The sequence below is a fragment of the Paenibacillus oryzisoli genome, assembly GCF_001653565.1.
Taxonomy (GTDB): Bacteria; Bacillota; Bacilli; order Paenibacillales; family NBRC-103111; genus Paenibacillus_E; species Paenibacillus_E oryzisoli.
In genome coordinates this window covers 1-18,220 of the sequence record NZ_LYPB01000092.1, presented here as the reverse complement: position 1 = coordinate 18,220, position 18,220 = coordinate 1, and the positions used below count along the sequence as shown (strand labels likewise).

General features: G+C 46.6%; 15 protein-coding genes. 12 read left to right on the top strand and 3 right to left on the bottom strand.

Annotation, left to right across the window (positions count from 1 at the left end):
- The first annotated feature begins 52 nt into the window (after positions 1–52).
- A complete protein-coding gene (locus tag A8708_RS31435) occupies positions 53–1,204 on the top strand; it encodes a Gfo/Idh/MocA family protein (protein ID WP_068670495.1) in 1,152 nt (383 codons plus the stop codon).
- Positions 1,205–1,224: 20 nt separating this feature from the next.
- Positions 1,225–2,298 (top strand): Gfo/Idh/MocA family protein, encoded by a 1,074-nt coding sequence (locus A8708_RS31430; protein ID WP_068670493.1) that lies wholly within the window; start codon positions 1,225–1,227, stop codon positions 2,296–2,298.
- On the opposite strand, the gene A8708_RS31425 is transcribed toward A8708_RS31430, so the two are convergent.
- Positions 2,243–3,169 carry a LysR family transcriptional regulator gene (locus A8708_RS31425; protein ID WP_167355948.1) on the bottom strand — a complete coding sequence of 309 codons (927 nt, stop codon included), beginning with the start codon at positions 3,167–3,169 and terminating at the stop codon, positions 2,243–2,245. The genes A8708_RS31430 and A8708_RS31425 overlap by 56 nt on opposite strands.
- 117 nt (positions 3,170–3,286) lie before the next feature.
- On the opposite strand from A8708_RS31425, the gene A8708_RS31420 reads away from it, so the two are divergent.
- From A8708_RS31420 to A8708_RS31405, 4 genes are all read left to right on the top strand, one after another.
- The gene (locus tag A8708_RS31420) at positions 3,287–3,475 is read left to right on the top strand and encodes a hypothetical protein (RefSeq protein ID WP_068670491.1); all 189 of its coding nucleotides are present in this window, start codon (positions 3,287–3,289) and stop codon (positions 3,473–3,475) included.
- An 82-nt stretch (positions 3,476–3,557) separates the two neighbouring features.
- Positions 3,558–5,225, top strand: a complete 1,668-nt coding sequence (locus A8708_RS31415) for a DNA repair helicase XPB (RefSeq protein WP_068671023.1) — start codon at positions 3,558–3,560, stop codon at positions 5,223–5,225.
- A gap of 21 nt (positions 5,226–5,246) precedes the next feature.
- Positions 5,247–7,286, top strand: coding sequence for a helicase-associated domain-containing protein (locus tag A8708_RS31410; RefSeq protein ID WP_068670489.1), 2,040 nt, complete (start codon positions 5,247–5,249; stop codon positions 7,284–7,286).
- A gap of 51 nt (positions 7,287–7,337) precedes the next feature.
- Complete coding sequence (locus A8708_RS31405) at positions 7,338–7,787, top strand: YlbF/YmcA family competence regulator (protein WP_068670487.1); 450 nt, start codon at positions 7,338–7,340, stop codon at positions 7,785–7,787.
- Positions 7,788–7,959: 172 nt separating this feature from the next.
- On the opposite strand, the gene A8708_RS31400 is transcribed toward A8708_RS31405, so the two are convergent.
- On the bottom strand, positions 7,960–8,964 hold the full coding sequence (locus A8708_RS31400; RefSeq protein ID WP_068670485.1) for an asparaginase: 1,005 nt from the start codon (positions 8,962–8,964) through the stop codon (positions 7,960–7,962).
- Between the two features lie 47 nt (positions 8,965–9,011).
- Between A8708_RS31400 and A8708_RS31395 the strand changes: the two genes are divergently transcribed.
- The 5 genes from A8708_RS31395 to galU all read left to right on the top strand — a co-directional run bounded on the left by A8708_RS31395 (position 9,012) and on the right by galU (position 12,933).
- The gene (locus A8708_RS31395) at positions 9,012–9,275 is read left to right on the top strand and encodes a YlbG family protein (protein ID WP_068670483.1); all 264 of its coding nucleotides are present in this window, start codon (positions 9,012–9,014) and stop codon (positions 9,273–9,275) included.
- 269 nt (positions 9,276–9,544) lie between these two features.
- On the top strand, positions 9,545–9,982 hold the full coding sequence (locus A8708_RS31390; protein WP_068670481.1) for a hypothetical protein: 438 nt from the start codon (positions 9,545–9,547) through the stop codon (positions 9,980–9,982).
- A 115-nt stretch (positions 9,983–10,097) separates the two neighbouring features.
- Positions 10,098–11,009 (top strand): selenium metabolism-associated LysR family transcriptional regulator, encoded by a 912-nt coding sequence (locus tag A8708_RS31385; protein WP_068670479.1) that lies wholly within the window; start codon positions 10,098–10,100, stop codon positions 11,007–11,009.
- A 133-nt stretch (positions 11,010–11,142) separates the two neighbouring features.
- A complete protein-coding gene (locus tag A8708_RS31380; protein ID WP_068670477.1) occupies positions 11,143–11,973 on the top strand; it encodes a PHP domain-containing protein in 831 nt (276 codons plus the stop codon).
- Between the two features lie 78 nt (positions 11,974–12,051).
- Positions 12,052–12,933, top strand: a complete 882-nt coding sequence (galU, locus tag A8708_RS31375) for a UTP--glucose-1-phosphate uridylyltransferase GalU (protein ID WP_068670475.1) — start codon at positions 12,052–12,054, stop codon at positions 12,931–12,933.
- 85 nt (positions 12,934–13,018) lie between these two features.
- On the opposite strand, the gene A8708_RS31370 is transcribed toward galU, so the two are convergent.
- Positions 13,019–14,776, bottom strand: a complete 1,758-nt coding sequence (locus tag A8708_RS31370) for an Rqc2 family fibronectin-binding protein (protein ID WP_068670474.1) — start codon at positions 14,774–14,776, stop codon at positions 13,019–13,021.
- A 270-nt stretch (positions 14,777–15,046) separates the two neighbouring features.
- Between A8708_RS31370 and A8708_RS31365 the strand changes: the two genes are divergently transcribed.
- Positions 15,047–17,860, top strand: coding sequence for a calcium-translocating P-type ATPase, SERCA-type (locus tag A8708_RS31365; RefSeq protein WP_068670473.1), 2,814 nt, complete (start codon positions 15,047–15,049; stop codon positions 17,858–17,860).
- Positions 17,861–18,220: the final 360 nt, after the last annotated feature.

Sequence of the window (18,220 nt, the reverse complement as noted above, 5' to 3'; positions counted from 1 at the left end):
AGTGAAAACGTGCTCAATAATTGTGAATCTGACAAGAAAAAGGTGACGTACAGTGGAGAAAGTAAGGATTGGTATCGTTGGTCTAGGTAACATGGGAACTGGACATGCCAAATATTTAGTGAAAAATGAAGTCAAGGGCGGCGTTCTTACCGCTATTTGTGAACCGCGAGCAGATCGTCTAGAGTGGGCTAAGGAAAATCTTGGTGAAGGTGTCAAGTTATTTGACAATCTGGATGATTTTCTGGCTTCTGGCTTAATTGATGGGGTTTTGATTGCAACGCCTCACTATGATCACCCTGAAACAGCTGTACGCGCTTTCCAAGCAGGCTTGCATGTTATTTGTGAAAAGCCAGCTGGCGTGTATACCAAACAAGTGCGTCAAATGAATGAAGCGGCAGAAGCTTCCGGTAAAGTATTCAGCATGATGTACAATCAACGTACAAATCCTCTTTATAAAAAATTGAAGGATCTGGTTTCTTCTGGTGAACTAGGTGAGATTCGCAGAACGAACTGGATTATTACCAATTGGTATAGATCACAAAGCTATTACGATTCGGGCGGCTGGCGTGCAACTTGGGCAGGAGAAGGCGGCGGTGTACTTATTAACCAAGATCCGCATCAACTGGACCTATGGCAGTGGACGATTGACATGATGCCGAAGCGCGTTCGTGCGTTCTGTTACTTCGGGAAGCACCGCAATATCGAAGTTGAAGATGATGTTACGGCATTCGTCGAGTATGAAAACGGCGCAACAGGATTGTTCGTAACGACAACAGGTGAAGCACCAGGGACGAATCGTTTCGAGTTGTCTGGCGACCGCGGTAAAATTGTCGTTGAAGATGGCAAATTGACGTTCTGGCGTTTGCGCGTTTCCGAGAGAGAATTCAATGAAACGTACAAAGGTGGCTTTGGTCAACCGGAATGTTGGAAATGTGAAATCCCAGTTGAAGGTACAGAAACGGGCCATATGGGAATCACACAGAACTTCGTTGATGCGATTCTTCATGGAACACCATTGATTGCTCCAGGAGCAGAAGGCATCAAAGGCTTAATGATTTCCAATGCGATCATGCTCTCGACTTTCACAGACAACTGGGTTGATCTGCCGATTGACGAAGATCTTTTCGAACAGCATTTGCAGGAGAAAATCAAAAATTCCAAATCAAGTAAAGAAGCAGGCGCTTTTAAAACACTTGATGTCTAAGATCATGGGGGATATTCGATATGCAAAAAAATGATGGCATGAATTATGCGCCAAAAGGGAAACCGAACCTTGTTGTTCAAAAAGGGGAATTTACCTTTGCAGCAATCGCGTTGGATCATGGTCATATTTATGGCATGAGTAACGGGCTTCTAGAAGCTGGTGCGGAACTCAAATGGGTGTATGATCAAGATCCTGCGAAAGTAGCGGCATTTGTCGCGAAGTTTCCGCAGGCACAGGTTGCTGCATCTGAAGAGGAGATTCTACTTGATCCTGAAGTGAAGCTAGTTGCTTCCGCTGCGGTACCTTCAGAACGTGGTCCTCTCGGGATTCGTGTGATGGAGCATGGCAAGGATTACTTTACGGATAAAACACCATTTACTTCTCTGGACCAGCTAGCTGCAGCTAAGGCTGTAGCGGAAGCGACAGGACGTAAATATGCTGTGTACTACAGTGAGAGACTTCACGTGGAGAGTGCTGTTTTCGCGGGTCAGTTGATTGAAGAAGGCGCGATTGGTCGCGTGGTTCAAGTTATTGGCTTAGGCCCTCATCGTTTGAATGCCCCAAGTCGTCCAGAGTGGTTTTTCGAGAAGGATAAATACGGCGGTATTCTATGTGATATCGGCAGCCATCAAATTGAGCAGTTCCTCTTCTACTCGGGCTGTAAAGATGCGACGGTTGTAAGCAGTAAAGTAGCCAATTATCATGCGAAGGATTATCCGGAGTTAGAGGATTTCGGTGATGCGACACTGATTGGGGACAATGGGGCGACGAATTATTTCCGTGTAGACTGGCTGACACCTAGTGGCTTAGGGACATGGGGAGACGGGCGTACGTTAATTCTTGGCACAGAAGGCTATATCGAGATGCGGAAGTATATTGATATTGCTCGCGATCCGCAGGGTGATCAGTTGTATCTCGTCAACCAACAAGGAGAAAAGCACTACAGTCTACATGGACAAGTAGGCTTTCCTTTCTTCGGGCAGTTGATTCTGGATTGCATCCATCGTACGGAAAATGCGATGACACAAGCGCATACGTTCAAAGCGGCTGAATTGTGTTTGATTGCTCAAGAGAAAGCCGTTCGTGTGGAGTAGTTTCGCACATCAGCCCAATGAAATTTTTCATGGGTACAGATAATTGTCGTTTGGCATGATAGCATAATTGCACATTCAATCTAAAGTTCGGGTAGTTTAGCGGTAATATCGCTAACTGCCCGTTTTGTGTTTCCGTCGATACAGTCGTTCTTGGTAGTAAGCAAAGGCCAAGCCCGTGCATGGCGCATTTTTTGATCGTTTCATAGTTATTGATTTCATAGGTGAGTGTATATTGCACGTTATGCTTACGCAGCATCGTTTCAAACAATTTGCGGCAACGTCCTCCTGAAATTGACATGAGAATTTCAGCGCCATTGAGGTCCTCGGGTACAATAGCAGATTTCGCGGCTAAGGGGTGATCGGGTGCTGCCACAATGACAAATTCCTCTTCTTGAATCGTCTTGAAGATCAAATCGGGATCGCTCAGCTCCTTGTCGACGATGAACCCTAAATCGCATTCGCCTGCCTTTAGCGCACGGGATGTATCATTTTCCAATAATTCATGGATGGTAATCGTAATGTTGGGAAAGCACTTTTTGAAAGCACCGAGGAATGGCGGCAGCATATAGGAAAAGAGTGTTGTCTCGTGCGTGCCAATCATGAAGCTCCCCGTCGTTTGACCAGCCACATTGATTTTGGATTCCTCATATAATTTCAGTATTTTCGCTGCATATCGCAGTAAAATGTCCCCTGCAGGCGTTGGCCTCATCTTCTTATCAATGCGTTCAAAGATCTCAACCCCGTATTCGATCTCTAGCTTTTGAATTTGGGAGGTCACACTAGACTGTGCATAGCCCAGTTTCTCGGAAGCCTTCGTAAAGTTCTGCCACTTCGCTACTTCGAGCAGTGTTTTGTATAAGGTAAGATCCATCTGTATGCACTCCTCAACCATCACTATTTTCGATCGAAACGATCATTTATTGTAGATAACTCTGGTACTTCTTGCCATGTTAAAATCAATTCCAACCAAAGGATGGGGGGAATTACCATGTGGAACTTATACGAGATAGAGAAAAAATTCGAGGATCATGTGAAAGATATTGAAGCGCGCGCGCGTAAAGCACATTGGTACACGAAAGAGAAGAATGTTGGCGTGCGTCCTGGTGTCCTTGCAAGTTGGGTGTCCCTATTTGCCCTCGTCATTGTCGGGATTATAGCCGTGTATAAAGTCTTTTGAGATACGTTAGCATGGAGTCCATGTTTAAATCAAGTACTTTCCCTTCATACTAAAGGAAAAAGGAGGGAATACGCGATTGACTATGGATCCTTCAAAGCCTCTGATCGTTCAGAGCGATTTATCTGTCCTCCTTGAAACGAATCATCCAGAATTTGATAAGCTCCAAGGTAAGCTGGCTCGCTTTGCGGATCTCGTGAAAAGTCCGGAACATCTTCACACGTATCGGATTACTCCATTGTCTTTATGGAATGCAGCTGCAGCAGGTATGGCGTTGGAAGAGATGACATCTTGCTTGCAGCAGTATGCCAAATTCGGCGTTCCGTCATCTGTTCTTAGCACGATTCGCAAATATACGAAGCGTTATGGACTTCTCCGCATGCTGCATGTGGGCAAGGAGCTCTTCTTGGTAAGCGAGGATACTGTCGTTTTCAAAGAAATTTGCGCCTATGAATCCCTGCAAAAATATCTTAAGGATGCCCGTGGTGAACGGGCTATTGCCATATCACCAAGCTATCGTGGGATTTTGAAGCAAGAGCTAATGAAACTTGGCTATCCCGTAGAGGATCTTGCTTCCTACCGCAGCGGCGAATTTCTAGAGATTCCTTGGCGTGAGGAAGGTGGGATGGATGAGCCATTCCAACTACGTGATTATCAAAAGCAAGCTGTAGACGCTTTTCAGCAGGTTGGCCATGGGGGCAGCGGTGTTCTGGTTCTTCCATGTGGAGCGGGTAAGACGGTAGTGGGAATCGCTGCAATGGCGGATGCTAGCTGTGCAACACTGATTCTCACATCGAATGTAACATCTGTGAAGCAGTGGAAGCGGGAAATATTAAGTAAGACGGGCCTAACTAGCGAACAGGTTGGTGAGTATAATGGCTCGACAAAGGAGATCAGACCCGTCACGATCGCAACCTATCAAATTCTTACGTACCGCGGTAGCAAAGAAGCTGAATTCTCGCATTTGCGGCTATTTAGTGAAAGGGAATGGGGCCTCATCATTTATGATGAGGTTCACCTGCTGCCAGCTCCCGTTTTTCGTGCGACTGCGGAGATACAGGCCACGCGCAGGCTCGGTCTAACTGCTACGCTAATTAGAGAAGATGGGTTAGAGGGGGATGTGTTCTCCTTGGTTGGCCCCAAGAAATACGATATGGCGTGGAAGCAGCTCGAGACGATGGGGTGGCTCGCTAAGGTGACCTGCCAAGAAGTGCGCGTACCGCTATCGATTACGGACCGCGATCGTTACCACGCCTCAGAAGCTAGGCATCAGTTCCGAATTGCGGGGGAGAATACAGCGAAGCTCGAGGTTATCGATCATCTACTGAAGCTTCATCCCGATGAACCGACGTTAATTATCGGTCAATATATTGATCAACTTGAAGAAATTGCTGCGCATACGGGTGCTCCCATGATCTGTGGCAGTATCCCACATGAACGTCGAGAAGAGCTTTACGAGCGATTCAAAAAAGGGCAACTCCCACTTCTTATCGTTTCCAAAGTGGCCAATTTCGCTGTCGACCTCCCAGATGCAGCAATTGCGATTCAGGTATCGGGAAGTTATGGTTCGAGGCAGGAGGAGGCACAACGGCTGGGGCGTATTCTTCGGCCGAAGCAACACGGTGAGAATAAGGCTGTCTTCTACTCACTTGTTAGTGCAGACACGAAAGAACAGGATTTCGCCATGAAGAGGCAGCTCTTTCTTGTAGAGCAAGGCTATCAATATGAGATTTCAAGCTGGAACAAAGCATAGGATGAGGAGGTAGCATGGCTAATGAAGTACGAACAGATGGAAAGGAAGATGCCAGTTTCATTAAAGGAGTCCATTGTGAGACAACCGTGGTGCGCTGCGCTTCATTCGTCAGGGAAGACATTAGAAGAGATTCTTACGCTGCCTGTTCATTTAGCGGAACTGTATCGTGAGCTTTCGTCTGATGAGAGACGTACGTTGCGTCTGGTAATGTCAACGTTCGGTTGTCTGCCTTTTACGAGGGAGAGGCTGGAGAAGGAAGCGGTGCTCCAAATGGCTGGTGCTCAAGTCAGTTTGGGGTTATGGGGACTTCGTCGATATGGTGTTATAGTTGCTTTCCGTAAAACATGGGGCGAACAGTTGTATACGCTGCCTGAGGATGCCTTTGCTGGGTGGCAGAACTTAATCTTTCCCGTCGCAGAGCTCCTCAAGCCGTGTGCTTTAGAGGAGTTAAGTGATCTCAGTGATCGTGTGATCGAGATGGCTGAAGATGGGAGTACTCCATCGAATCCACGTGGGCTTGCCCAGCAATTGTTTCATTGCATGGTTAGCTGCTCGCGGCAGCCAGAGCTTTCCCTTACGAATAAAGGAACCTTACATAAGAAGCAGTTGCTGAAGGTGACTGAACACGTGAGTTTACCTGCAAGAATTCTTACATCCTCAGGACTAACTTACGCCTTCACTGACGTGTATGAAGAGCCTGCTGCCTTAATGCTTGAATTAGGCATGCGCATGGGCTTTCTCTATAAAAATGAAGTGGGCAACCGATTCTTAGTTCATCATCAACATTTCGAGAACTGGCTTCAATATTCCTATGAACACCAGCAAGCTCAGTTGTATCGTATTTGGCGGCAAGCTTTGATTCCCGCACCTGTGTGGCTGGAGCATGGAATTGCATCTATGGAGAGGGCGACTGTCTTACAGTGGTACAGCTTATCGGAGTTGGTGCAAACCATCCGCACTTGCTGTTCAATTGGGCCTAAATCAATGGATGAAGAGGCTCTTGGTCAGGAGTTGATGGCGGTCTGGATTAGACCTTTGACTATATTTCGGTTTATTGAATTGGCGGAAGATCATGAAGGCGGTTTCTGGTTCAGATGGCTGATTGCACCTAATCTGACTTCGGATATGTGTTCGGATGATCGATCACTTCAAGCCGTTCCCTCTCTCTATGTTCAGCCCGATTTCGATGTGCTTTTACCCCCTGATGCTTCTCTACGCTTAGAATGGGCAGTTGCCGCATTTGCTGACCTTCAGAACATCGATCTCGTACGTACCTATCATTTGACCAAAGAAAGCTTTGGGCGCGCGTTAGATCATGGTCTCAGGAGTTCAGAAGTGATTCGAATTCTGCGAGAGCATGCTTATTATGACGTTCCGGAAGGGGTGATCATCACCTTACAACAGTGGGAAGAGCAGAAGGAAAAGCTCATTTTAACGGATGTGACGCTGCTTCGCTGTCAATCAAGTGAGGTTGCGGAAGCTTTGCTCCGGAATGAGAAGTGTCGCAATGTGCTCGGAGAGCGATTGGGAGAAAACAATTTTATTGTTCCGCGGGCACAAGTGAAACATTTGACGAAATGCCTGGAAGCGATGGGTTTCCATCCCAATCCAAGATTAGCTCCCAATGCTTCGAACGAAGGAGAGCAAGAGATGCCTTCATGGAATGGGCCTGCACTAAGCCTATGCTACTCGAAAGACACGATTCAATTGTATGAAATTGATCCGTATTTGCCTAAACGGGAAGACTTGTACCCAGATATGCAGCAAATTCCTGCAAGTTGGATCAAAGAGTTGCGGGACTATCATACTTCCACACGGAAGGATATGATCCGTAAAGCGATTGAATGGAAGAGTGTGCTTCAGTTGAGAAAAGAAGGGCGTGACTGTTTCATTATCCCCCGTATGCTCCGCGAAGATCGAACAGGGTGGATTCTGGAGGGGTGGGAAGAATATGAGGAGATTGCTTGGACCAGCGACGATTGGAAAGAAATGAAGCTCATATTACCAGGAATCAACGATGGGTCAGTACGAGAAAAGGAAGAAACTCTTCGCGAACTGTGATATGATAGAAGTGTTATAAACTTTTTCGCGAGGAAGGATGAGGTTGTCATAATGTTACAAACATTGGAAACAGAAACACTGGATATGTCGGCTATCCTTATGCAGGCCTACGATATGGGTGATATGATTAATTCTTCTGCGGAAGTTGCAGATTATTTATATTGGAAGACCGAGGTTGAGAACAGCAGAGAAGTGAAAGATTTACAAATTGTCTTTGCTAGGAAGAAAGATGCCTTTGAGGAATGCGAGCGCTTTGGGCATTACCATCCGAGCTATCACGATGCCTTAGCAGCCGTGAATGACGTGCAAGAGAAACTCCTCGCTGTTGAGGCGGTTCGTAAGTATAAAGAAGCGGAAGATCGTTTGGATGACTTGCTATTCACTGTTTCAACGACGATTGCTCACGCGGTGTCCGATTCGATCAAAGTGCCAAGCAATAACCCTTTGCCAACCGGCAAAGGCTGCAGCTCCGGTGGAAGCTGCAGCGGGAATTGCGGTTAGTAAGGATTACTTCGTGATCAAAAGATCCGGTTTTCAGCACCGAGAAGATTGAAAGAAGCTAGGAAATGAGGAGCGGAGCGTAGTGTGAGCTACGTGAGCACCGGAATTTCCGGCTGAATTCAATATTCGATGTCGAATATGCTTCTTGGACAACTTCGTGATCAAAAGCGGCCTACAGGCGGAAATCGGGGCGGATGCGTCCGACCTCGGTTCCTTGCCAGTTGTGAACGGCAGGTGTATGGAAATCCTTGAGATCACTGACTTCGGTTTCTGAGAGATAGCCTAACTGCTTTAATGCCTCTGTGACTGCGGGATACAAGGCACGAATGTTGCCATCTTCTACTTTTAAGACGAAGCCAATGGCTAAATCGGGTATGGAGAGGGCGAAGATGCCTTCAGCGCCCATTTTGCCTATGACTCGGCCCTTTGTTACCTCGATTAATCGCGTATCGAAGCGATCGCTTCCCGCGAGGAATTGAGGATATTTTCGCACAGCATTGACAATTCTATGGCAAGCGTTTGCACGCTGGGCAGGCAGCCCTTCAGGGTTGCCCAATCGGGCAAAAGCGAGCGCGAGCTGGTTGATCGGCATCCCGAACACAGGGACACCGCACCCGTCGATTCCGAGCTCTATCTGCTCCTTAGGCACGTCTGACATGGCACTCACGACTTCTAGCATGGAGACTTGAACCGGATGCTCGGGGCTCATGTAGGTATCTGGCGACGCCCCAAGATAACTGCTTAGGGATAACATCCCCGAATGTTTGCCCGAACAATTGTTGTGTAAAGTCGACGGGGATTCTCCCCGTTCACGCATCGCCTGTGAGGTTGGCGCATGGTAAGGTTCATGCGCACCACATTGCAGATGCTTGGCATGATACCCTAGCTTGCCTAGGATGCCGCGGGCCGTGCTTACATGCTCGTCTTCCCCATTGTGGGAAGCGCAGCATAAGGCAATTTCGGCCTCTGTCAGGCCGAAATGATCAGCCGCGCCGGACTCAATGACCGGCAAGGCTTGAATCAGCTTCGCCGTCGAACGGGCGAAGGTAAGCAGATGCGGATCGCCTGCACGATGCAGGAGCGTTCCTTGGTTATCAACGACAGCAAGGTGGATGCGATGTATACTTTCTGTTATACGTCCGCGAGACACGCGGACAATAGTGTCTGATGGCTTCATGTTGTGAGATCACTCCATACTAGGATTATTGAAAAGAGGTTGCAATCATGATGATTGAGCGAAGCGGATTAATCATTTGGGTTAACGATATCAAAGCCGCCAGAAACTTGGAGCGGTTCGGTTCCCTTCATTACATATCCAAAAAAATGAATTATGCCGTTCTTTATATACATGCCAGCAAGTTGGAAGAGACGACGCGCAGTCTACTTAAGTTGCCTTACGTCAAAAAAGTAGAGAAGTCATATCGCAATGAAATTCCAACAGAGTATAATAGTGACGTTCCTGACAAAACTAGATTTTACACGCTTTGAGGCTGCAGTGCAAAATGAAAGCTTCGTGAGAAGCTTTTTTCTTTTTTTCTCACCATAAGGACCCTTAATTGTTCTTGTTTTGAATGACTTTGTTAGAAGTTTTCTCAATTTTCCGAAAATTAGGCATAGTTTGTTGCCTTCATAAATAATTATTAATAATTTTATATATTCTTCCATGGGAAAAAAAGTTATAATACAGTAAAATATAACTTACAGAACTTCTGGGAGTAGGTATTCGGTCCCATTTAAATAGGAAAGGGGATGTGATCATGAAAGATAAGGTTATGGGGAGATGGAGTACTTACGAACCATTCTTCGTACAGCTAGGTGATAAGAAAGTGGCGGATATCGTGATCACGAATCATGCTAAGCTAAGATGGAGCGATCGTATTTCTAGCGAAAACAATTCACTTGAGGAAATCTGTGCGTTTCTTTGGGAGAAGCTGAAAAATGATAACATGGTCCCTTATTATCGGAACGAAGAAGATGTGTATTTAATTGATGATGATTTGGTGGTAGTTGCCGAATTTTCACACTTGGAGCATGAGACGGATCTTGTAGGCAATCCTCTGCACAAAATGATTATTGTAACCTTTCTTGGCAAAATGTCAGAGACTATGGAGCTCCGCGATTTGAAATCGTACTATTCCTGGTTGAGACACTCTCGTCGTATGACGCTTATCAAGAATAGTCGCAAGCGGCGCTAAACTTGTCATTGAACAGGAGTATGTCTGGCGTTAAGGCAGATGTACTCTTTTTTGTCGTCTTGATGGACTGTACGGGTTCGATTTCATATAATGGAGCAAAGAGAGGCGGTATATCATGGCACTTAATTTTCATCAGTTACACATTTTCTATACCGTAGCGGAAAAGGGCAGTTTCTCCCATGCAGCCGGTGCGTTACATATGACACAGCCTGCCGTGACGATGCAGGTGCAGTCACTTGAGGATTATTTTGGCGTAAAGCTCTTTCATCGCAGCACGAAGAAGATCGAACTTTCCGAGGCGGGACGAGCCCTGTTACCCTTTGCCAAGAATAGCATTGAGCTTATTCGTGACACGGATGTCGCCATGTCGAAATTTACAATGATGATCGAAGGGCGGCTTCAGCTTGGCGCTAGCTTAACGATGGGAGAATACATTTTACCACGGCTTCTTGGCCCATTCAGCAAGGATTATCCCAATATTTCCGTTTCTATGAAAGTCATGAACACGGCACAAATCTTGGATGAGGTGCTTAGTCATCAACTCAATTTCGGTCTTGTTGAGGCACCGATTCATCATCCAGACGTGCATACGGAACCCATTCTTAGTGATGAGCTGAGACTCATTGTGCCTTCGGACCATCCCCTGGCAGATGTTCCGGTCGTTACCTTAGAAGAGTTGTTGAAGTATCCGTTTGTTTTACGTGAACAAGGTTCAGGTACTAGGAGGGTCATGGAGGAAGAATTCGCGCGTTGCAATATGGATTGTTCTTCCATGAAGATCGTAATGGAGTTAGGCAGCACTGGCGCCATCAAATCAGCTGTTGAAGCGGGATTAGGTATTTCGATCCTCTCCCAATCATCGGTGAAGCATGAGGTAACGCTAGGCCTTTTTAAAGTGAAGAAAATCGAGAATATTGTGTTTGAGCGCAGCTTTTATGCGATTTATTTAAATTCGACTTTGCTGCCGATTTCGGCCGTAAGCTTCATGACATTCTTGAGACAAGAAGATTTAAGTCGTTTTCTATGAGAAAACCTTTATCGAGGCTATTTTCAGAGATGAGCGACCGCGTTTAGATGTGGATTTTATCGCCAATAAGAAAGCTGTTTTTGATAGTCGAAAACTTATACTTTCTTATGTGGTGAGAAGGACGGGGGATCGAATGGCAGCAGATTTACATTCACATACAACAGCTTCGGACGGTACACAGTCGCCAAGAGCGAATGTCTTAATGGCTGTAGAAGCAGGATTAGGTGCAATTGCGATTACCGATCATGATACCATTTCAGGGGTGGCAGAGGCCCTCGCGGCAGGCTTGGAAATGGGCATTGTCGTTGTTCCTGGGGTAGAAATTTCTACAGTGGCTAACGGTCAGGACATTCATATTCTAGGGTACTACATGAACATTGCCGATGAACTATTTCTACAACGCTTGTCGTCTTTACGTGACACGAGGGATACCCGCAATGAGATGATCATTGCACGACTACAGGAGCTCGGCATTGACATTACGATGGAGGAAGTTCTTAAAGAAGTTGCCAATGTAAAGCGCAAAGGCGATACGGTTGGACGGCCGCATATTGCTGCTGTGCTTATGAATAAGGGCTATGTGAGCACGATAACGGAAGCTTTCGATCGCTATTTGGCTACGGGTGCAGCTGCCTATGCTAATCCGCCTCGTATCGAGCCGGCTACGGCGATTTCGTGGATCCATGAAGCTGGGGGCAGAGCGGTGCTCGCACACCCAGGTATTTATCACGATGATGCGCTCGTAGAGGCCATTACGTCTCAAGGATTAGATGGCATTGAAGTGTATCATGCTGATCATACGCCAGAAGATGAGGAAAGATATCGACTTCTTGCAGAGCGTAAGGGACTTCTGATCACAGCAGGTTCTGATTTTCATGGTGTTCGTGAGGGTACGGCTTTCCATGGGGCAATCGGCTCGAAACGTATCGGTATGGACGTCGTGGAACGATTACGTCAAGGGTAGGCTTTCGAAGCGAGTTTAAGGTTGTAATTACACGCTTCGGTTGCAGGGCTCACTCAATTCATTTAGGAGGATCGTTTAATGAAAAAAATTCGGAAAGCCATTATACCCGCGGCGGGACTTGGTACTCGTTTTTTGCCCGCAACCAAGGCGCAGCCCAAGGAAATGCTGCCCATCGTCGATAAACCAGCGATTCAGTACATTGTAGAAGAAGCGATTGAGTCTGGCATTGAGGATATTATCATCGTAACGGGGCGTAACAAACGGGCGATCGAAGATCATTTTGATAAATCCGTCGAACTTGAGATGATGCTAGAAGAAAAAGGGAACACCCAGCTCCTGGAGATTGTGCAGTCGGTGTCTAATCTAGCGGACGTTCATTACATTCGTCAGAAGCAGCCGCTTGGCTTAGGTCATGCAATTCTCTGTGCACGCAAATTTATTGGTGATGAGCCGTTCGCGGTTTTGCTTGGGGATGATATTCTCCAATCTTCTCCACCGGGGCTTAAACAGATGATGGATATTTATGAGCAGACGGGAACTTCCGTAATTGCGGTTCAAGAAGTACCTTGGGCTGATGTTAGCAAATATGGGATCGTTTCTCCTGCATCGAGCTACGCAAACTATCAATTGATTGAGGATCTCGTAGAGAAGCCTGATCGTGATCAAGCGCCTTCGAATTTAGCAGTCATTGGCCGATACATTATTATGCCGGAAATTTTCCGCATTTTGGAGCGTCAAGAGCCTGGCCGCGGCGGTGAGATTCAATTGACGGATGCACTGCGCGTGCTGAATAAGGAACAGCAGATGGCGGCTTATCTGATGCAAGCGAATCGCTATGATGTTGGGGACAAGATGGGGTATATTGAAGCCACCATCGAACTTGCCTTACAGCGGCCGGATTTGCAAGAGCAAGTCAAGGCGTATATTCTTTCATTAACGAAGCAATGGGACAAGCAGTAGTCTATACATAAGGAGAAAACCTATCGAGATTCTCGATAGGTTTTTTGGTTCTCATTACATTGTATTATAATCCGATATTCCGAACTCACTTGATTGTTACTTTCAATTGTTTGATTTCTTCTTCTTCCGGGGTGACATAGAGCGTCTTCTGATTCACATATATGACGAAGCCGGGCTTCGAGCCGTTCGGTTTATGGACATGCTTGATTGTTGTGTAATCCACAGGAACTTGACTCGAGTTTTTGGCTTGACTAAAGTAAGCAGCTAGCTGCGCGGCTTCAAGTAGAGTGGTATCGCTGAACTCACCGCGAATGACGACATGGGAGCCAGGGATGTCTTTTGTGTGCAGCCACGTATCCATGGAAGAAGCAAGACGATTCGTCAGATATTCGTTTTGCGTATTATTTTTCCCAACATAGATTGGAACGCCCTCGCTAGACTCGTAGCAGGCTAGAGCAGGTTTATCTTTTTTCTTTTTCTTCCGCAGCTTTTTGTTGCGGTCGCGCACATAGCCTTGCTCCATAAGCTCATCGCGAATCTCTTCAATATCCGGCAAAGAGGCAACGCTCAACTGCTGCAGTAGCGTCGTGAGGTAGGTAATCTCCTGGTGCGTTTGGGCAATTTGTTCCTCGACGATCACCGTGCTGTTCTTCAATTTACTATATTTCTTAAAATATCGCTGTGCGTTCTCCGCTGGGCCAAGAAGCGGGTCCAACGTGATGGTGATCATCGCTTGATCTTCATCGTAGTAATTAATGGCTTGGACTTCTTTATCGCCTTTCTTAATCGTATGAAGCGAGGCGGTCAACAGTTCTCCGAGAATGCGGTACTTATCAGCATCCTTGGAATCTTCGATCGTATCCTGGAGTTTTTCCAGTTTTTTAACATTTTTATTGACTTCATTTTGTAAAAATTTCAACAGATCAGATACACGTTGCTTAACCGTATCTCTTTCCGCTTTATCGCCATAGAACTGCTCCAAACACAAGCTAGGCGTTGCATATGATTTCGACGTGCCCTTGATATGCGTAAGTGGTGTCATCGCGAAGAACAGCTTGCCTGTCGGGTCTTGCTCTACAATGACCGGTTCATAGCGATTCTCGCGCATAGCGGTCATGACTTCGCTGAACGCCTGCCAAAGCGATTGAGGATCGCTTTCCGTTCCACCTTGCAGGCTCCGATATACAATTTCCTTAGCGATTAGTGGACTGAGTCCGCTGAATGCAGCTACTAATTGCTGCTCAGGTTTAATCGGAGAGGTGGAGTCCTCATCGGACGAAGCTTTGCGCTCCAATGCTTGGTGGAACGCTGCGCTATCAACCTCAAGTGGATTTAGCTTATCTTGTTCAGGCGGTGTGACATAGGCACTTCCCGGCATGACGACCCGATACGAACTGATCGCTGGCGTCACATGATGGATGCCATCTAGAATTGTTCCCGTTACGGGATCGAGCAAGATGATATTGCTATGTCGTCCCATAATTTCCACAATAATATGCTTAAGAGAGATATCTCCTAATTCATCACGATGACGAATCTGCAAACGAATGACACGTTCCATGCCAATTTGTTCCACGACCTCAATGACGCCACCTTCACAATATTTGCGAAGTAGCATACAGAACATAGGCGCATCCATTGGATTTATCGTAACTTGTTCCGTCGTTTGGACGCGCGGATACGTAGGGTTGGCGGAAAGAAGCAGCTTCACATTCTGCCTTTGGGTGCGAATTTGCAGCACGACATCATTTTCGCTAGGTTGATGAATTTTATTAATGCGGCCTCCTACATACATTTGAAGCTCGTGAACAATTGCATGAAGGACGAGTCCGTCTAAAGCCATGATGTATACAACTCCATTCTTTGAGGCTAGTTGCCATTCGACATTTGCGGGTGCCTCTATATTTCGTGGCAGACAACTTTGCTTCTCTCTATGATGCCATACTTTTCACCAAAACTTAAGGGGCTCTGAACAGGAAAGATGATTTCAGGGATATTTTCCTGCTTGTCTGAATACAAATACGTATAAGCTAATGCTTCCGAAGCGAGTTTTTCTTCGAAAAACTTTAAAGTGTGAGACAAGATCAAGTGGATGTAGGAGGGAGAAGGGCGGATGAGTCAGAATAAGTGGTACCAGTTGAACTCGGAGGATGTCTTGCAGTTACAGCAGGTGAATATGCAGCAAGGATTGCCCTGGGAGGAAGCTTGGAAACGACAGGCTGAGGTTGGGCGAAACGAGCTCTCAGAGGGGCAGCGTGTATCGCCAATTACGTTGCTATTGAATCAATTTAAAGATTTCATGGTGCTGGTGCTGTTAGGGGCGACTCTAATATCCGGCTTGCTAGGTGAATATTTAGATGCGATTACCATCGTCGTCATTATTGTGATGAATGGGATTTTGGGTTTTACACAAGAGTTCCGAGCGGAGCGCTCTCTGCGTGCATTGAAAGAACTGTCTGCACCGAATGCAAATGTATGGAGAGAAGGAGCCGTTCATCAAATTCCTGCCCGCGATCTAGTGCCTGGTGACATTGTACTCTTGGAGAGTGGTGACAGAGTTCCAGCGGATGTTCGGTTTCTAGAGACGAATGGCGTCTATATCGAAGAGTCCGCCTTAACTGGTGAGTCCATTGCCGTCAGTAAAACGATTGCGCCTATTCCTCATGACGAAGTGCCGCTGGGTGATCAGCGCAATCTAGGCTTCATGGGTACGATGGTTTCTCGGGGGACTGCAAAAGCCGTTGTTGTTCGAATCGGGATGAGCACGGAAATGGGGAAAATTGCTGATCTGATTCAAAATACAGAATCCATGGAAACTCCGTTGCAGCACCGTTTGGAGCAGTTAGGTAAAATCCTAATTATCGTCGCTATTGCATTGACCGTTCTCGTTGTTGTGGCTGGTATCATGCATGGACAACCTCCTTATGCGATGTTCTTAGCAGGGGTAAGTTTAGCTGTTGCAGCGATCCCAGAGGGACTTCCAGCGATTGTAACGATTGCACTAGCGCTTGGCGTTCAGCGAATGATTAAGCGGAAAGCGATCGTCCGAAAGCTGCCTTCGGTGGAGACGTTAGGCTGCGCCTCCGTCATTTGCTCAGACAAAACGGGCACGTTGACGCAGAACAAAATGACCGTGACCCATTTGTGGGTCGGTGGTGATGTGCTCGAGGTAACGGGAGATGGTTATGCACCTGTCGGTCAAATTCTTCTGAGTGGTCAACATACAGATGCGAACAAGCATCCTTCGCTTTCAAAGTTACTCCACGTGTCAGCTCTGTGTAACAACGCAACGTTGTTTGAAGAAAAACAAGAAGCGAAGAGAAAGAAAGGCAAAGACGGTTCTGAGGGGACTGCCTCGATTTGGAATATCAAAGGGGATCCAACCGAAGGTGCTTTAGTGGTTCTAAGTGCCAAGAGCGGGATAACGCAAAGTACGCTGAATGAAAAATATAAACGGATCGCCGAGTTCCCTTTCGACTCGGAACGCAAACGGATGTCCGTTTTGGTGTCCTCCGAGAGCGGTCGTATGGCTTGTACCAAAGGTGCGCCAGATGTTTTGCTGCAACATTGCAGTTACATTTTGTGGGAGGGGAAAGTCATTCCTTTCACATCTACATTGAAACAAAAAGTCATCTCTGCCAACGAAGGCATGGCTAAATCTGCGCTGCGGGTACTAGGGATTGCCTACAAAGAGCTTAAAGCAAGTGATCGCTACGATGATCATGAGGATGTTGAGAATGGCTTGGTCTTCGTAGGGCTAACGGGTATGATCGACCCTCCGCGCAAAGAAGTACGTGAGGCGATCTCCAAATGCCGCAAGGCGGGCATCAAAACCGTTATGATCACCGGGGATCACCAAACGACAGCAGAAGCGATTGCGAAGCAGCTAGGGATGATTCCAGCCAATGGTGTCTCCATGAGCGGTCAGCAAATTGGTCAGCTATCGGATGAGGAGCTCGACGCCAAAGTCAATGATACCTACGTCTATGCGAGGGTGTCCCCTGAGCATAAACTGCGTATTGTGAAATCACTGCAACGCAATGGACACGTTGTTGCCATGACGGGTGATGGCGTCAACGACGCACCAGCGATTAAAGCAGCTGATATCGGTATTGCCATGGGGATTACGGGAACCGATGTATCCAAAGAGGCATCTTCTTTAATTCTTAGCGATGATAATTTTTCGACGATTGTTGCAGCGATTGAAGAGGGGCGCAATATCTATGAAAATATTCGAAAATTCATTCGTTATTTGCTTGCCTCTAACGTAGGCGAGATTATGACGATGTTCATCGCTATGATGGCGGGGTTGCCGCTGCCGCTTGTGCCGATTCAAATTTTATGGGTGAATTTAGTAACAGATGGACTGCCAGCAATGGCGCTTGGTGTGGATCAGGCAGAGAAAGACCTTATGCAGCATAAGCCTCGCTCTGCGAAGGAAAGCATTTTCGCAAGACGCTTAGGCTGGAAAATTATTTCCCGTGGTATCCTCATCGGTGTATGCACCTTGGGAGCTTTCTGGCTCATCCTACGCGTGAATCCAACAGATGCAGGCACCTTGTTGAAAGCGCAAAGTGTCGCGTTTGCAACCTTGGTTATGGCACAGCTCATCCACGTGTTCGATTGTCGCAGTTCACGTTCCATATTCCACCGCAATCCTATGCAAAATAAGTACCTAGTTCTCGCTGTGCTATCCTCACTCATTCTCATGCTCGGTGTTATGTACATCGAAGCGCTCCAACCGATCTTCAAAACCGTACCGCTAGGCTGGAAAGATTGGATTCTCGTATTAATTGCAGCAGGTATTCCTACCTTCTTCATGGGGCTCGGCAGCGTGCTGTCGCCTAAACGCAACAAAGGTTCCAGAGGATCGAGAGGTTCAAGCGCCTCTGTGTACAATAAATCGTCGAAACCGAGTTTCCGTTAAGGGATGCGTGAGGTGGGAAGGTGAGGAGATGAAGATGGAGATGGAGATGTGGAAGGTGAAAACTTGAAGAAATAAACAGATGAACAGATGAACAGATGAAATATAGTAACTGTTGAAGAGTTGAAGAGATGGAAGTATTGAAAGAGCTGCCGCGAGGCAGCTTTTTCCTGTTAAAGTGAAGGGGCTCGCTTTGTGTTTGTTGCGGATGCGCCGAATAGATGGATTTTGTACAGTTATTTTGTTGGAATTTTCCTTTATACTTTGAATAAATGGATTTCCTGGTTACTACTTAGGTCTTCCAATAGGAAGACTTCTTCTATTTAAAGGTATTCCGTTCCCACATGTCGAAATGAACACGCA

Coding starts and splice junctions, on each gene's coding strand:
- galU (WP_068670475.1), top strand. CDS start 12,052: ATGAAAAAAATTCGGAAAGCCATTATACCCGCGGCGGGACTTGGTACT.
- A8708_RS31380 (WP_068670477.1), top strand. CDS start 11,143: ATGGCAGCAGATTTACATTCACATACAACAGCTTCGGACGGTACACAG.
- A8708_RS31370 (WP_068670474.1), bottom strand. CDS start 14,776: ATGGCTTTAGACGGACTCGTCCTTCATGCAATTGTTCACGAGCTTCAA.
- A8708_RS31415 (WP_068671023.1), top strand. CDS start 3,558: ATGGATCCTTCAAAGCCTCTGATCGTTCAGAGCGATTTATCTGTCCTC.
- A8708_RS31405 (WP_068670487.1), top strand. CDS start 7,338: ATGTTACAAACATTGGAAACAGAAACACTGGATATGTCGGCTATCCTT.
- A8708_RS31425 (WP_167355948.1), bottom strand. CDS start 3,169: ATGGATCTTACCTTATACAAAACACTGCTCGAAGTAGCGAAGTGGCAG.
- A8708_RS31420 (WP_068670491.1), top strand. CDS start 3,287: ATGTGGAACTTATACGAGATAGAGAAAAAATTCGAGGATCATGTGAAA.
- A8708_RS31395 (WP_068670483.1), top strand. CDS start 9,012: ATGATGATTGAGCGAAGCGGATTAATCATTTGGGTTAACGATATCAAA.
- A8708_RS31365 (WP_068670473.1), top strand. CDS start 15,047: ATGAGTCAGAATAAGTGGTACCAGTTGAACTCGGAGGATGTCTTGCAG.
- A8708_RS31430 (WP_068670493.1), top strand. CDS start 1,225: ATGCAAAAAAATGATGGCATGAATTATGCGCCAAAAGGGAAACCGAAC.
- A8708_RS31400 (WP_068670485.1), bottom strand. CDS start 8,964: ATGAAGCCATCAGACACTATTGTCCGCGTGTCTCGCGGACGTATAACA.
- A8708_RS31410 (WP_068670489.1), top strand. CDS start 5,247: ATGAAGTACGAACAGATGGAAAGGAAGATGCCAGTTTCATTAAAGGAG.
- A8708_RS31390 (WP_068670481.1), top strand. CDS start 9,545: ATGAAAGATAAGGTTATGGGGAGATGGAGTACTTACGAACCATTCTTC.
- A8708_RS31385 (WP_068670479.1), top strand. CDS start 10,098: ATGGCACTTAATTTTCATCAGTTACACATTTTCTATACCGTAGCGGAA.